The sequence below is a fragment of the Aquimarina rhodophyticola genome (assembly GCF_042434915.1).
In the GTDB taxonomy this organism is placed as follows: domain Bacteria; phylum Bacteroidota; class Bacteroidia; order Flavobacteriales; family Flavobacteriaceae; genus Aquimarina.
In genome coordinates this window covers 466776-481923 of sequence record NZ_CP170198.1, presented here as the reverse complement: position 1 = coordinate 481923, position 15148 = coordinate 466776, and the positions used below count along the sequence as shown (strand labels likewise).

Below are 15148 nucleotides of genomic sequence, written 5' to 3'. Positions count from 1 at the left end.
TATGCGTATACTACATTTATCTGCTGTAAAAAACTGGGGTGGAGGAGAAAATCATATAGAAAATTTATGTTCAGAACTGGCAGTTACCAATCCAGAAATCTATACTCTTATTTTTTGTGTAAAGCACGGTGCATTTCATGAACGATTAAAAAAATCAAATCTTAATTATACAACCGCCAAATTACTTCCAAAATTTGATCCACGTTATTTTGTTAAATTAGGGCAAACATGTAAAAAAGAAGCTATTGATCTTATACATATTCATGATCCGAGCGCCATATTGCTAGCCATATTAGCTGATAAATTTTATAACTTACCTCCTTTTGTTTTTAGCAAGAAAACATCATTCCCCATAAAACAGAGAAAAAAAACACTTTTTAAATATAATTATCCAAAAATTAAAAAAGTTCTTTGCGTGTCTGATGAAACAAAAAGAATTGCAGCAGATGGTTTTTATGACAACAACAAACTTATTACCATATATCACGGCACCAATTTACAATCAAAAAGTGACCAAACTCCCTTTTTATTACGTGAAAGATACACTATCAAACCAGAGATAAAAATAATTGGGAATATCGCCAATCATATTCGTGCCAAACATTTGGATACCTGGATCGATGTTGCAGATCAAATTATTAATAAAAACCACAGAAGAGATTTTTTCTTTATTCAAATAGGCACATTTACAGATAGAACTGATGCTTTAGTAAACAGAATGAAGGCATTAAAGTTAGAGAATAATATGGCTTTTTTAGGCTATACCCCGAATGCTTCTAATTTTATTCCACAATTTGACATAAGCTTAATAACCTCTCAAAGCGAGGGGATCCCACAAGTGATTTATGAATCTCTATATCATAAAACGCCTGTTATTAGTACTGATGTAGGAGGGATTCCAGAGGTTATCCAAAACAATTTTAATGGACTTCTAAGTCCCATGCACGAACCAGAAAAACTTGCACAACATATAGTCAATCTGAGTGATAACAAGGAGCTACAATCTACATTTACAGAAAATGGATACATAAAGCTAATCAATACCTTTACTACTCAAAATATGGCATCACAAACCTTACAAGTATATAAAAACATTTTACAACATGGATGAGCAACGAGAAGCAACAGAACAAGCCTTAACGGTTCTTAAAAAAGGAGGTTTGATCCTCTACCCTACTGATACGGTTTGGGGAATTGGATGTGATGCTACTAATGCCGAAGCTGTAGACAAAGTATTTGCACTTAAACAACGAATGGAAAATAAAGCTTTGATTTGTTTAGTCAATGATTTTAAAATGTTGCAGCAATATGTTGAAGAAGTTCCTGAAGTAGCTTATGACATTTTAAAATTTGCAAAAAAAGCAACTACAATTATCTATGATCGTCCGTTACGAGTTGCCGAAAATTTAATCAGTGATGATAATTCGTTGGGTATTCGAGTTGTAAGAGATCCGTTTTGCAGCCAATTGATCAAAAAATTTAAACGACCCATTGTATCTACTTCTGCTAATATTAGTGGAAAAGCTACTCCAATGCGTTATCAAGAAATATCAAAAGAGATTTTGGAAGGCGTAGACTATATCGTAAATTTGCCACTTCAGAATAAAAATGCCAAACCTTCTGCCATTATTAAGATAGGAGGAGATAGTACGGTAAAAATTATCAGGAAGTAAATTGATTCATGTCGCAAAGTAAAAAGTATACAGATGCCCTAGCGCATCCAATTTTTCAAACAATATCAGAAGCTGCTCACCACCTCTCTCTTGATAGTTATGTAATTGGTGGATTTGTAAGAGATTATTTTTTAAACCGAGGTGAAGCCAAGGATATTGATATTGTGGCTATTGGCAGCGGTATCGCCTTAGCAAAAAAAGTTGCAAAAAGTCTCCCTAATTCTCCAAAAGTCCAAATTTTTAAAACGTATGGCACAGCCATGCTTAAAAATAAAGAGATCGAAGTTGAGTTTGTAGGAGCTCGTAAAGAATCCTATCAAACCAATAGTCGTAATCCAATTGTAGAAGATGGAAGTTTGGAAGATGATCAAAACCGTAGAGATTTTACAATTAATGCATTGGCATTAAGTTTAAACAACGACAATTTTGGTATGTTATTAGATCCTTTTGAAGGGTTAAATGATCTTAAATCAAAATTAATTCGCACACCTCTTGATCCAAATATTACATATTCTGACGATCCTTTGCGTATGATGCGAGCTATTCGTTTTGCTTGTCAGTTAAATTTTAAAATTGAACAAACATCACTTGATGCAATTAAAACTAATAAAAAACGTATAGAAATTATAACTCGGGAGCGCATTGTAGATGAACTTAACAAAATCATGTTAAGCGCAAAACCTTCTATCGGATTTCTACTTTTAGAAAAAACAGGGCTCTTAGAATATATTTTACCAGAACTTCTCGCATTAAAAGGTATTGACGAGGTTGAAGGTCAACGTCACAAAGATAATTTTTATCATACCTTGGAGGTAGTCGATAATATTTCAGAAAACACCGACAACCTATGGTTACGATGGGCTGCATTATTGCATGATATTGGTAAGGCTCCTACCAAACGATTTACCAAAAAAGCGGGTTGGACTTTTCACGGTCATGAATTTGTTGGATCCAAAATGGTATACAAACTATTTAAAAGACTTAAAATGCCTTTGAACGATAAGATGAAGTTTGTTCAAAAAATGGTATTAATGAGTTCACGTCCTATAGTTATCGCTAGCGATGTAACCGATTCTGCTGTAAGACGTCTAATTTTTGATGCAGGAGAATATATTGATGATTTAATGACCCTTTGTGAGGCTGATATTACTACCAAAAATCCTAAACGCTTCAAAAAATATCATAATAATTTTAAGTTGGTTCGTCAAAAAATGATCGAGGTAGAAGAACGCGATCATATTCGTAATTTTCAACCTCCTATTTCGGGAGAAGAAATTATGAAAACCTTTAATCTAAAACCATCGAGAGAAATCGGTGTATTAAAAGAAAAAATTAAAGAAGCTATTCTAGAAGGTGACATAGCCAATGAGTACGAATCTGCCTATCAATTTATGCTTAGCGCAGGTGAAGCACTGGGATTAAAACCATTAGACATCACAAAACAATAATTACATGCTATTGAAAAGTGCATGATCCAATTACGTTTATCATCAATACTATACGAATATGCAACATAGTGACAGTAATACTTTAAACAAAGGAAAACAAACATTTCGATCACTAGTCATTGCTTCAGTAATCTTGATTTATTTAATAATTATTGCGGGTGCAGTAGTACGTATGACAGGATCTGGAATGGGATGTCCCGATTGGCCAAAATGCTTTGGATACTACATCCCCCCTACAGAGGTATCACAAATAGAATGGAAATCCAATCGTGAATACAAACAAGGGGTAATCGTTATAAAGGATGAGATCCTACTGATCGCAGAAAAAAAATTTATATCTGGATCCCAGTTCATAGCTTCCAATTGGAAACCATATACAAAACATGATTATGCCAAGTTTAACGTTTGGCATACTTGGATTGAGTATATTAACAGATTGGTAACTGTAGTTTCTGGCTTACCAATACTACTTTTATTTTTTCTATCTTTTCGATATCGCAAAGAAAACATTTGGATTCCCATTCTAGGAACCGTCACAATTCTTGCTATGTTGTTTCAATCATGGTTAGGCAAAACTGTAGTTGATTCTAATTTACTTCCCTTCAAGATTACGATTCATATGGTGATGGCATTTTTAATACTGGCAATTTTATTGTTTTTGTTATTTCAAACCAAAGAGCATGTTCGCAAACCAAGGATTTCTAGAACGTTTAAAGTTCTTTTTTTATGTTCCTTGCTACTTACACTTATACAAGTCATACTAGGAACGCAGGTACGACAATATGTTGATGAACAAATTAGTCGCTTGGGTGAATACGCTAAAGCAGATTGGCTCAATCCACCTACTATTATGTTCTATGTACACCGCTCGTTTTCAGTACTTATTGTAATTTTAAATAGTTGGTTATTATTTCTCAATCAAAGTAAGCAATTAGGGTTAAAAAAATTACAATGGGTGCTTATATGCATAGGATTAGAAGTATTGACAGGAATTTTAATGTATTATTTTGATTTTCCATTTTTATCACAACCCTTACATTTGGTTTTGTCATCTTTACTTTTTGGTGTTCAATTTTACATCTTTTTGGAAATTTTTGTAGCTTCCAAAAAGCGTATTACAACTTCTTAATGCGCCAAAAAGTTGGCTTAGTCTAAAAACTAGTTTGTATCTTTGCTGTTCCAAAAAAAACGCACGAATGATTTATCGTTTTAGAATAATTTTAGACACTGAAGAAGATGTGTTTAGAGACATCGAAATTGAAAAAACTGCTACTTTAGAGGAGCTTCATAACGTTATCACACAATCATTTAGTTTTGACGGAACAGAAATGGCCTCTTTTTACACAAGTGATGAACAATGGACACAAGGTGAAGAAATCTCTCTTTTTGACATGAGTGATGGCTCGAGCTCTGTTAGACTTATGGAAGAAACTAAATTGGAAGACGTTGTGTATGAAACCTCTCCACGACTTCTATATATCTATGATTTTTTAAGTATGTGGACGTTTATGGTAGAACTTGCTGAAATAGCTGATTTTGAGCATGGAAGAGAATACCCTAATATCATGTTTGTTCATGGTCAATTGCCTGATCAAGCTCCCGAAAAAGAATTCAAAGCTGATTCTGGTGAAAGCTTTGACGACTATGACGAAGATGAAAGTTTTGTTGATATTGACGATTATGATGAAATGGATTTCAATGAAAATTGGAATTAATTTAAATTTTCTACAAAAAAATTCACTTTTTCCTTTTAAAGCAATAGTACACTAATTCACAGCCTTATGATAAATCTATATAATACGCAAATAGAATCACTCTCTGTTCATCGTATCGGTAATAAAAGTAGAAATGAAAATATATTTTTATCAGATGCACCTTATGGGCTTAATGATGAATTAACTGCTCTTTTAAAGGAATATTTTTTTAAACCTTTTCGTGAAAAAGAAGAGAATTATTTCCAGTTTACTAATGAGGTAGATGTAGAATTTAACCCGCTTTACAAAATAATAACAGAGATATTCGAGACACCAACATTAGCGCATGAAAAATCAAAAAGAATTGCATCGTTGTTGTACGAACAATCTCAACATCCACACATCAAAAGTGGAGAAGTCTATGTAACTTATCTAGAAAATGTAAGCATTGATAATGAGAAAGTAGCTGCAATAGGCATATTTAAATCAGAGCTTAAACACGATTTTCTTCAGTTTGAAGAAAAAGGAAGTCATCTCGAATTATTGCTTCAACAAGGAGTAAATCTTAATAAACTAGATAAAGGTTGTTTAATTTTTAACTTTAAAAAAGAAGAAGGATACAAGGTGCTGTCGGTTGATTCAAACCGCTACGATACCAAGTATTGGTTAGAACATTTTTTAGGAGTAACCGCATTTGCTGACAACAATTTCTTTACAAAAAAATATATGAAATTTTGTGAAGATTTCTCCAAGGATGTGGTTTTACCAGCAGAGGACAAAAAGGAGCAAGTAATGTTTATGAATCGTGCTGTCAACCACTTTGCAAAAAATGATAATTTTGAAGAAACCGCTTTTTTAAATGAAGTAATTGATAACCCTGATTTAATTCCAGAATTTAAACATTACAAATCAGAAAAAGCTCCAAAATATCAGATTGAAGATCTTACTAATTTTCCCATCGCTAACACTGCAGTTACGGCTGCGAGAAAGAAGATGAAAAATGTAATTAATTTAGATACAAATATTCAGATTAAAATGGATTTTATCAATCCAGAATCTGCTGAAAAATTTGTGGAAAAAGGTTGGGATGAAGAAAAGCAGATGTATTACTACCTTGTGTATTTTAATAAAGAACAGAAAGATTAGCTGTCTTTTTTATCAGCCTTCTAATAAACGTTTCATATTTACATTTTCGTAATTTCGTCTAACAAAGTCCAAACCAACTTTTAAAATATCTCCCATAGTTGTACAACGTCTAAATTTTAAATCCAACGTAAAGTTATACAGATACTCTCGTAATTCTTTTACGTTTTTTTGCGTACTAATTTTATCTTTACACATACAATCAATTAAGATTTTTGATCTAGATTTAGAATTAAGTAAACGTTTGGCAAGAACTGAGCGTTCCTCCTTCTTGTACTGTTCTATCGAATTACTTTGCAAACGATCCAGCACAAGCTCAACCATTGCCAAATTCTCTTTAAAAAACTGAGGTTGATACACCTTCAATTTACCTTCATAGCATTGTTGATCAAAATCTATAGCTCTAATCTTATACTCTACATGATCAAAATCATGAGTAGGTATAATCACATAATTATAAGATCGCATATCACCAAGCAAGCGCATTTGACAGCGTTCATTAAATTTGACAAACTCTTTGGCTATTTGTGATTTTGCACGATCGCTTAAACTAGGTAGAAAATCTTTTATAAAAACATCACCTGGTATACCAGCTATATGTTCTTCTATTAAGGTATTTTTATATACTAAAAAGTTGATTCGATTGGGAGAAAACATATGCTCCAACTCTAATCCATATATCCTAGAGGCATCTGCTTTTTTAACATAAACATAGGTATAGTTATCATTTAAGATATTTCTAATTTTAATGCGAAATGGCTTTGAATTCCCAAATGTACAGTAATCAATTGCATCAATGTTTAAGAACTCAATTGCATCTTCGTTACCATCAGAATGTAAAATTGTATATACTTTTTTGAGACTTAATTCCATTTCGGTTCGCTCATGTTCTTCATAATAAACCCGCACCCACAAAGTATCCTGATCATGTGCGTCGTATACTACTATAGAACCAGAAAACCTTAACAAATCATCATAAAACAAAGGTATTTTAATTTTACGATTACATTCTTTTAAATACGCATCCAACCGATCACTTATTGGATAAGTAGGCTTTTTATTCGACATCAACTTTTCTTCCATATTCGCAGCTCAAGGATTTGTTGTACAAGATAAAGGTAATCTTACAAAGCTACAACGAGAACTACTATATATGAAATAATTTAATAAAGCTCGCTTTACATCCTAAAAGAGTATGTAACAATTTACTGGTTAGATCGTCTTATCGTAAACAACTACAAAACTTAACTTTTGGAAACTATACTTTCAATTCAAAATCTAACCAAAAAATTTGGACCTATAACCGCTGTTAGTGACTTATCATTTACGATACAAAAAGGAAATGTATATGGTATTTTGGGTCCTAATGGTAGTGGCAAATCAACTACATTAGGTATCGTACTTAATGTAGTTAATGCAAGTTCGGGCTCGTTTACATGGTTTGATGGAAAGACAACCACTCATGATGCCTTAAAAAAAGTAGGCGCCATTATTGAGCGTCCAAATTTTTACCCTTATATGACTGCTACACAAAATCTCGAATTAGTATGTGCAATCAAAGGAGTTTCCAAACATACAATTGATGAAAAATTACGTATTGTTGGATTATTAGATCGTAAAAATAGTAAGTTCAACACATTCTCATTAGGAATGAAACAGCGCCTTGCGATAGCTTCAGCTTTATTAAATAATCCCGAAATATTAATTCTCGACGAGCCCACTAATGGTTTAGATCCACAAGGAATCCATCAAATAAGAGAGATCATTAAGAATATTGCCTCAAGAGGAACGACTATTTTACTAGCATCACACTTGTTAGATGAAGTAGAAAAGGTTTGCACGCATGTAATAATTATTAGAAAAGGTAAAAAAATATATGCTGGTCCTGTAGACGAGCTACAATCCAGTTTTGGCTATTTTGAATTAAAAAGTAAAAATCTTTATGCATTGAAAGCATGGTTACTTGATAAAAAAATATTTAGTACAGTTAAGGAGGACAACGACAAGCTTATCGCAATACTAAACGCCGAAATGTCCTCTGAGCAACTAAATCAAGAGTTGTTTGCAGATGGCATAATACTAACCCATCTTATACAGCGTAAGGCAAGTCTAGAAGAACAATTTTTACAATTAACTATTACAAACGCCTAAGCTATGCTACGATTATTACATATAGAATTTCAAAAATTACGTTATAATAAGGCTGCAAAAGTATTGACTGCAACCTATTTTATATTAATTACGTTTATCGCTCTCTTAGCTTCAATAGAATTTGATTTTGGTGCTATTCATTTTAGGTTTGCGGATCAAGGATTCTTTAATTTTCCTTATATCTGGCATTTTAATACTTATGTTGCTTCTTGGGCCAAGTTATTTTTAGCCATAATTATTGTATCGATGATGGCAAATGAGTACAGTTATCGCACTCTGAAACAAAATTTGATAGACGGATTAAGTAAAAAAGAATTTATTGCATCAAAGTTTTTGACCGTTACTGTTTTTGCGTTGATTTCTACCATTTTTGTATTTATTATTTCTTTGATTCTAGGCTTCTCATTTTCTGATTATACAGAGTTTTCAATAATTACAAGAGACCTTATTTATATTCCTGCGTATTTTTTAAAGCTTTTAGCATTTTTTAGCCTTTGCATGTTCCTTGGTGTTTTGGTAAAAAGATCTGCTTTTGCTTTAGGATTTCTAATTATCTGGTGGATATTCGAGTATATCATCTATGGCGTATTAAAATTTTTAGTCTTTAAAAATAGTACAATTGCCGATCAGATAATACAATTTTTACCTTTAGAGGCTATGGCAAACGTTATACGCGAGCCCTTTAGTAGATTAAATTTTGTACAATCTGCAGCTAATCAATTGGGCGCTGGGTTTCAAAAAGATTACGCTATTTATACACATGAAATTTTACTACTACTACTTTGGACCCTAATTTTTGTATATCTGTCTTATACTGTTATGAGAAGAAGAGATTTATAAACACCTAACAGTTTGAATATCTATATCTAAACAATATGCTCTCAGTTATAAACGTTACTTCTATACTAAACGCTGTGATACGAATGCACTTATAGATTAGTTCATTTATAATGCTGGGCTATTACCTGTGAACGCAATGCATGGATTCATTTTTTAAAATCAATACAAAAGTTAATCTTGCTTATTCATAAAAATTAAAAGAAGTTTCACAGTATTGCATTAGCTGTATGTTTTGCTTTACTTATCTTAGTATAAAAAGAAAATACATCTATGAAATTTCAGATAGCTTCAGATTTTGAACCCACCGGTGATCAACCTACTGCGATAAAACAATTATCCGAAGGTTTATTAGCGGGCGAAAAACATCAAACTTTATTAGGAGTAACAGGTTCGGGTAAAACATTCACCGCAGCTAATGTAATTGAAAAAGTTCAAAAACCAACCTTAGTACTGGCGCATAACAAAACTTTGGCAGCCCAGTTATATTCAGAGTTTAAACATTTTTTTCCGAATAATGCGGTAGAATATTTTGTTTCATATTACGATTATTATCAACCCGAAGCCTACATCCCTACCTCTGGAACTTTTATTGAAAAAGATTTATCTATCAATGAAGAAATAGAAAAACTACGTTTAAGCACAACCTCTTCCTTATTATCTGGCAGACGTGATGTCCTTGTCGTAGCATCGGTATCTTGCATCTACGGAATTGGAAATCCAATAGAATTTCAAAAGAATGTTATCTCTATTCAAAAAGGACAGTTCGTTTCAAGAACGGCCTTACTCCATCGACTAGTACAAAGTTTATACTCTAGAACTGAAGCTGAATTTAAAAACGGTAATTTTAGGATTAAAGGAGATACAGTTGACATTTTTCCTGGCTATGCAGATGATGCTTTTCGAGTTCATTTTTTTGGAGATGAAATCGAAGAAATTGAGGCTTTTGATGTTAAGACTAACGAAATTATTGAGAAATATGATCGCCTCACCGTATACCCTGCCAATATGTTTGTAACATCTCCCGATGTTTTAAATGGCGCTATTAATCAAATTAGTATTGATTTAGGAAAGCAAGTCGAGTATTTTAAAGAAATAGGAAAACCTTTGGAAGCAAAACGCTTAGAAGAGCGTACCAATTTTGATTTAGAGATGATACGTGAACTCGGCTATTGTTCTGGTATTGAAAATTACTCAAGGTATCTCGATGGCAGATTACCAGGTACACGACCCTTTTGTCTATTAGATTATTTTCCAGATGATTATTTAATGCTTGTTGATGAAAGTCATGTAACTATTCCGCAAGTACATGCTATGTATGGTGGAGATAGATCTCGAAAAGAAAATTTGGTAGAATACGGCTTTAGACTACCAGCTGCCATGGACAACAGGCCCTTAAAATTTGAAGAGTTTGAAGCGCTGCAAAATCAAATCATTTATATTAGCGCAACACCTGCAGATTATGAGCTACAAAAGAGCGAAGGCACATATGTAGAACAAGTAATACGCCCTACAGGCCTTTTAGACCCTATTATCGAAGTAAGACCAAGTTTAAATCAAATTGATGATTTAATCGAAGAAATGCATCAGCGAATCGAGAAAGACGAAAGAATTTTGGTCACTACCTTAACAAAAAGAATGGCCGAAGAATTGACAAAATATCTTACCCGTATCAATATTAGATGTCGATATATTCATAGTGATGTTGATACACTTGAGCGGGTTGAGATTATGCAAGATTTAAGAAAAGGACTCTTTGATGTTTTGATTGGTGTCAATTTACTTCGAGAAGGTCTTGATTTGCCAGAAGTTTCGCTGGTAGCGATTCTAGATGCAGATAAAGAAGGTTTTTTAAGAAATAATCGTTCGTTAACACAAACGATCGGACGTGCGGCACGTCATGTAAACGGGATGGCAATAATGTATGCAGACAAAATTACCGATAGTATGCAAAAAACTATTGATCAAACACAATATAGACGAACCAAACAAATCCAATACAATACCAAGCATGGATTAAAACCAACAGCGTTGAAAAAGAATATGGATAGTGCCTTAGCTGGTAAAAAAGTTGAGCCGTATAAATTTGAAAATGCTCCGACACTAAAGGCTGCAGAAGAAGAAACTGCTTATTATAGCAAAGAACAGCTTGAAACAAGAATTCGTAACGTACGTAAAGAAATGGAAAAAGCTGCAAAAGAACTGGATTTTATGACAGCCGCGCGATTACGTGATGAAATCAAAATGATGAAAGATAAGATAGAAACCAATCAATAATACGGTAACAACTTAATTAATATGCGCTAAAAACATAATGCTTTAGGTTTTGTATTTTGTATTTTTACATATATAATATATTATTCATTGTGTAGCTATTCTTATTTACCCCCCTTAAACTACTCATTGAATTAGTATGCTAGATTGGTACATTACCACTCAAAAATCCATAATAAGCTTGACCAAACACGTATACATAAACCTTTATAACTTATACGTTGCCTATGACTGAAAATCTACCCCACAAAATGCTTTTTGACATTAGTCAAGACCTTATTGTGATAGCTAACATGGATGGCTATTTTAAACAAATTAATCCACAATGGTCCTTAATTTTGGGGTATACTGATGCAGAACTTCTATCCCAACCCTTCATAAATTTTGTACACCCAGACGATAAGTGTAAAACTAGTCTGGTAGCTAAACATCAAAAGGAAAATGGCATTAGTGTTTCAAAGTTTGAAAATAGATATATTGCAAAAAATGGGAATATTATTTATCTAGAATGGAACGCTTCTGTTCTCAATGAAACAGGGGATATTTTTGCTATTGCCAGAGATCAAACTACTATAAAAGAGAAAGAAAATAAACTTGTAGAGGCAGAATATACTTTGAAGCTTAAAAACCAGCAACTTCAAGACTTATTCAATTTAAGCCAAGATTTAATAGTGATAGCACATACAGATGGATATTTTAAGAAAGTAAATCCACAATGGATCAAAAAGTTCGGTTTTTCGGAAGAAGAGGTATTAGCTATTCCATTTATAAATTTTATTCATCCAGAGGATAGGGATAAAACTATAGATATGGTTCATAAACAAAAGGAAGGCGTAACTGCATCCTATTTTAATAATCGCTATGTAGCCAAGGACGGTACGGTATTGGACTTAGAATGGAACGCTACCTCTGTGGATGAAACTGGACTTATTTTTGCAATCGCAAGAGACCAGACCGAAATTAATAAACAACAAGCAGCATTAAATAAGTCGTTAAAGCAACTTAAAGCCAAGAATAAACAGTTAGAGGATTTTGCTTATATTACTTCTCATAATTTACGCTCTCCTGTAGCTAATATTTTTATATTAACTAAATTTTTAAAAGATAGTGGTCTTAAGAGTGATCAAGAAGATTTTGCTAATTTAATACAAAACTCTACCGAAGTTCTTAATAGCACATTGGAGGACTTAATTCATGTTGTTCAAATCAATCACTCCAATGAGATGAACGTAAGGCGTGTTTCTCTGCGACAGGTTTGTGATAATGTATTAAAACAGCTGCATGGATCAGTGCTTTCTAATCAAGCACAAATTATAACTGATTTTAATGATATAGAAATTATTCAATGCTCAGAAGACTACTTACATAGTATATTTTTAAACCTAATATCAAACGCTATAAAATATCGAGCTCCAGAAAGACATCCTATTATCAAAATTAAATCAAAGAAAAATGGAAACACTATTCAGTTAACTTTTGAAGACAATGGTAGAGGAATAGATTTAAAAAAACACAATGAAAAGATTTTTGGATTCAGAAAAACATTTCATAAACATCCAGATGCAAGAGGTTTTGGGTTGTTTATAACTAAATCACAAGTAGAAGCTTTGAACGGCGAAATCCTAGTTCAAAGCGAACTTAATAAAGGAACAATATTTACTATAAACCTAGCTTCTTAAAAATGAAGAATAAAAGATTATCTCTATGCTTAGTTGATGATGATATAATTCATCAATTTATAATTAAAAAGCTAGTTCAACAATTGCATCAACAAGAACGCTTGTTAATTTTTTCAAATGGAGAGGAAGCAATTAATTTTATTAAGTCTGTAGCTAATGGTGTAGTGCAATTACCAGATCTTATTCTTTTGGACCTTAATATGCCAATCATGGATGGATGGCAATTTATGGATGAGTTTAATAATATAGCACCTAAGCTTAAAAAAGAAATTAAAATTTATGTGCTATCGTCATCTGATAATCCAGATGATATCGAACGAGCAAAAGAATATGAGCGCATATCAGATTATTTGATAAAACCTATAAACGAACACCAACTTAAGGAACTGTTGGAAACATTTTAAAAAAAAATACGCCCTTAGATTTAAGGACGCATCTTTTGCAAATCATAAAACTTATAAAACGATTATGCAATCTCAATTAAACGTTTTGGTTGTACCTTTGCCTCTTCTCTTTTGGGTAAGATGGCATGTAATATTCCATCCTCATAAGTTGCCGATATTTCTCCAGTATTGATCGATTCTGGTAAATTAAAGGATCTCTTAAACTCTGTATACGTAAACTCTTTTCTTGTAAACTTGACTTTATCATCAATTGAATCCTCTTTCTCCTCTTTTCTTTTTGAAGAGATCGTTAACGTATCATTATCTAATTCAATAGCAAAATTCTCTTTTTTTAAACCAGGAGCAGCTAATTGAACGATGAACTCATCATCATTTTCGATAACATTAACCGCAGGAACATTAAATCCTATACGACTTTGACTAACGGTACCACCTAACCAATCTGTATTAAAAAAATCTTCTAACATGAAAGGCATTTTTTCTGTTCTTTTTACTAAACTCATAATGTATATTTTTAAAATTAATTTTATAGTTCTTGTTACCATATAAGCAAAATAAAAGCCAAAAGTAATTATACGACATTGTGTCATTTTTTAAGTAATAAATACTGTAATTTTGTCATTATTAGAATAATTTATGTATTTCAGACACACAGTTTCGCTTATCAAACGATAAATAACTGAAATATGAAATATTGTGTAGTAAATATTAATTTTTTGTTAATTAATTTTATATTTTTATACCTAACCATGGATTAATATCCCCATCCCCCTTAATGGAAGAAGAATACAAAGCTTTATTTGAGATGAGTCAAGATTTGTTGTGCATTGCTAACATCAACGGATTTTTGAAAAAGGTAAATTCGCAATGGTGTCAAAAACTTGGTTATTCGATGGAAACCTTAACCTCTCATCCCTTTACAGATTTCATACATCAAGATGATCAAAGAATCACAGCAGTTGAAGTTAATAAATTAAAAAAAGGACAACCCTCGGTACTCTTCGAAAATCGATTTGTAAAGGCAGATGGTACTTATATTTGGTTAGAGTGGAGTGCTACTCCTTTTCAAACCACTGGGGATTTATTTGCCATAGCAAGAGACATTACAGAGTTTAAAGAGGACAAAAATGAATTAGAATGTTTAGTGAGAGAACTAAGTCAACGTAATCGACAACTTGAAGACTTTGCTTATATCATTTCACATAATTTAAGATCACCTGTATCTAATATAATGATGCTTTCGGATTTTCTCAAGCAAACCGATCCTGCTCCTTCGCAATTAGAATATATAGATTTACTAGAAAACTCGTCACTTACTCTTAATGAAACTTTACGACAATTGGTTAGAACGATCCAGATTAATCGAAAAGTTAACATTAAAAAGCAAACTATTGATTTGAATCAAACTCTTGCCAGTGCCAAGCGGCATCTCACTCAGATGATCACCGATAACAACGTTACAATAATCACTGATTTTACCCAAGTACCCAGTATAAAGTATAGCAGAACATATCTTGAAAATATTTTTTATAATCTAATTTCTAATTCCATTCGTTATCGCAATCCTGCCATTGATCCTGTTATTAAGATAATTTCCGAACGTAATGCAAATAATACGATGTTACATTTTACGGACAATGGTTTAGGTATTAATCTTAAACGCTACGGCCACAAAATTTTTGGACTCAAAAACACTTTTCATAACCATCCAGATTCAAAAGGTTTTGGATTATTTATAACAAAATCCCAAATAAATGCTCTTGGTGGTGCAATTACGGTAGAAAGTAAAGAGATGAAAGGCACAACATTTACTATTAAAATTTAATGACAGTGCTTTGACAATTA

14 protein-coding genes are annotated in these 15148 nt (G+C 32.5%); 12 read left to right on the top strand and 2 right to left on the bottom strand.

Translation table 11 applies throughout. The features are described from left to right. Position 1: 1 nt before the first annotated feature. From ACE939_RS02170 to ACE939_RS02145, 6 genes are all read left to right on the top strand, one after another. The gene (locus tag ACE939_RS02170) at positions 2-1111 is read left to right on the top strand and encodes a glycosyltransferase family 4 protein (protein ID WP_378187144.1); all 1110 of its coding nucleotides are present in this window, start codon (positions 2-4) and stop codon (positions 1109-1111) included. Continuing rightward, positions 1104-1673: an L-threonylcarbamoyladenylate synthase gene (locus tag ACE939_RS02165; protein WP_378187143.1), complete on the top strand. Its 570-nt coding sequence runs from the start codon at positions 1104-1106 to the stop codon at positions 1671-1673. The genes ACE939_RS02170 and ACE939_RS02165 overlap by 8 nt, the downstream gene beginning before the upstream one ends. A gap of 8 nt (positions 1674-1681) precedes the next feature. Beyond that, on the top strand, positions 1682-3121 hold the full coding sequence (locus tag ACE939_RS02160) for a CCA tRNA nucleotidyltransferase (RefSeq protein ID WP_378187142.1): 1440 nt from the start codon (positions 1682-1684) through the stop codon (positions 3119-3121). A 58-nt stretch (positions 3122-3179) separates the two neighbouring features. Then, the gene (locus ACE939_RS02155) at positions 3180-4250 is read left to right on the top strand and encodes a heme A synthase (RefSeq protein WP_378187141.1); all 1071 of its coding nucleotides are present in this window, start codon (positions 3180-3182) and stop codon (positions 4248-4250) included. Between the two features lie 67 nt (positions 4251-4317). Further along, positions 4318-4836, top strand: coding sequence for a hypothetical protein (locus ACE939_RS02150; protein ID WP_378187140.1), 519 nt, complete (start codon positions 4318-4320; stop codon positions 4834-4836). A 66-nt stretch (positions 4837-4902) separates the two neighbouring features. After that, positions 4903-5961 (top strand): nucleoid-associated protein, encoded by a 1059-nt coding sequence (locus ACE939_RS02145; RefSeq protein WP_378187139.1) that lies wholly within the window; start codon positions 4903-4905, stop codon positions 5959-5961. A 12-nt stretch (positions 5962-5973) separates the two neighbouring features. Here the strand turns inward: ACE939_RS02145 and ACE939_RS02140 are convergent, their stop codons facing one another. Continuing rightward, the gene (locus tag ACE939_RS02140; RefSeq protein WP_378187138.1) at positions 5974-7041 is read right to left on the bottom strand and encodes a hypothetical protein; all 1068 of its coding nucleotides are present in this window, start codon (positions 7039-7041) and stop codon (positions 5974-5976) included. A gap of 168 nt (positions 7042-7209) precedes the next feature. Here ACE939_RS02140 and ACE939_RS02135 point away from each other — a divergent pair, with 168 nt between their 5' ends. The 5 genes from ACE939_RS02135 to ACE939_RS02115 all read left to right on the top strand — a co-directional run bounded on the left by ACE939_RS02135 (position 7210) and on the right by ACE939_RS02115 (position 13303). Next, complete coding sequence (locus ACE939_RS02135) at positions 7210-8109, top strand: ABC transporter ATP-binding protein (protein WP_378187137.1); 900 nt, start codon at positions 7210-7212, stop codon at positions 8107-8109. Between the two features lie 3 nt (positions 8110-8112). Then, positions 8113-8949 carry an ABC transporter permease gene (locus tag ACE939_RS02130; protein WP_378187136.1) on the top strand — a complete coding sequence of 279 codons (837 nt, stop codon included), beginning with the start codon at positions 8113-8115 and terminating at the stop codon, positions 8947-8949. A 270-nt stretch (positions 8950-9219) separates the two neighbouring features. Further along, positions 9220-11223 carry an excinuclease ABC subunit UvrB gene (gene uvrB / locus ACE939_RS02125; RefSeq protein WP_378187135.1) on the top strand — a complete coding sequence of 668 codons (2004 nt, stop codon included), beginning with the start codon at positions 9220-9222 and terminating at the stop codon, positions 11221-11223. Between the two features lie 224 nt (positions 11224-11447). Further along, complete coding sequence (locus ACE939_RS02120; RefSeq protein ID WP_378187134.1) at positions 11448-12899, top strand: PAS domain S-box protein; 1452 nt, start codon at positions 11448-11450, stop codon at positions 12897-12899. Between the two features lie 2 nt (positions 12900-12901). Then, the gene (locus ACE939_RS02115; protein ID WP_378187133.1) at positions 12902-13303 is read left to right on the top strand and encodes a response regulator; all 402 of its coding nucleotides are present in this window, start codon (positions 12902-12904) and stop codon (positions 13301-13303) included. A 62-nt stretch (positions 13304-13365) separates the two neighbouring features. On the opposite strand, the gene ACE939_RS02110 is transcribed toward ACE939_RS02115, so the two are convergent. After that, positions 13366-13806 (bottom strand): Hsp20/alpha crystallin family protein, encoded by a 441-nt coding sequence (locus tag ACE939_RS02110; RefSeq protein WP_378187132.1) that lies wholly within the window; start codon positions 13804-13806, stop codon positions 13366-13368. Positions 13807-14078: 272 nt separating this feature from the next. Between ACE939_RS02110 and ACE939_RS02105 the strand changes: the two genes are divergently transcribed. Beyond that, positions 14079-15128, top strand: coding sequence for a PAS domain S-box protein (locus tag ACE939_RS02105; protein ID WP_378187131.1), 1050 nt, complete (start codon positions 14079-14081; stop codon positions 15126-15128). Positions 15129-15148 lie beyond the last annotated feature (20 nt).

What these genes read in the sequence shown, in the direction of transcription:
- ACE939_RS02150 (WP_378187140.1), top strand. Translation starts at nt 4,318, where the DNA reads ATGATTTATCGTTTTAGAATAATTTTAGACACTGAAGAAGATGTGTTT.
- ACE939_RS02160 (WP_378187142.1), top strand. Translation starts at nt 1,682, where the DNA reads ATGTCGCAAAGTAAAAAGTATACAGATGCCCTAGCGCATCCAATTTTT.
- ACE939_RS02140 (WP_378187138.1), bottom strand. Translation starts at nt 7,041, where the DNA reads ATGGAAGAAAAGTTGATGTCGAATAAAAAGCCTACTTATCCAATAAGT.
- uvrB (WP_378187135.1), top strand. Translation starts at nt 9,220, where the DNA reads ATGAAATTTCAGATAGCTTCAGATTTTGAACCCACCGGTGATCAACCT.
- ACE939_RS02105 (WP_378187131.1), top strand. Translation starts at nt 14,079, where the DNA reads ATGGAAGAAGAATACAAAGCTTTATTTGAGATGAGTCAAGATTTGTTG.
- ACE939_RS02170 (WP_378187144.1), top strand. Translation starts at nt 2, where the DNA reads ATGCGTATACTACATTTATCTGCTGTAAAAAACTGGGGTGGAGGAGAA.
- ACE939_RS02120 (WP_378187134.1), top strand. Translation starts at nt 11,448, where the DNA reads ATGACTGAAAATCTACCCCACAAAATGCTTTTTGACATTAGTCAAGAC.
- ACE939_RS02145 (WP_378187139.1), top strand. Translation starts at nt 4,903, where the DNA reads ATGATAAATCTATATAATACGCAAATAGAATCACTCTCTGTTCATCGT.
- ACE939_RS02130 (WP_378187136.1), top strand. Translation starts at nt 8,113, where the DNA reads ATGCTACGATTATTACATATAGAATTTCAAAAATTACGTTATAATAAG.
- ACE939_RS02115 (WP_378187133.1), top strand. Translation starts at nt 12,902, where the DNA reads ATGAAGAATAAAAGATTATCTCTATGCTTAGTTGATGATGATATAATT.
- ACE939_RS02165 (WP_378187143.1), top strand. Translation starts at nt 1,104, where the DNA reads ATGGATGAGCAACGAGAAGCAACAGAACAAGCCTTAACGGTTCTTAAA.
- ACE939_RS02155 (WP_378187141.1), top strand. Translation starts at nt 3,180, where the DNA reads ATGCAACATAGTGACAGTAATACTTTAAACAAAGGAAAACAAACATTT.
- ACE939_RS02110 (WP_378187132.1), bottom strand. Translation starts at nt 13,806, where the DNA reads ATGAGTTTAGTAAAAAGAACAGAAAAAATGCCTTTCATGTTAGAAGAT.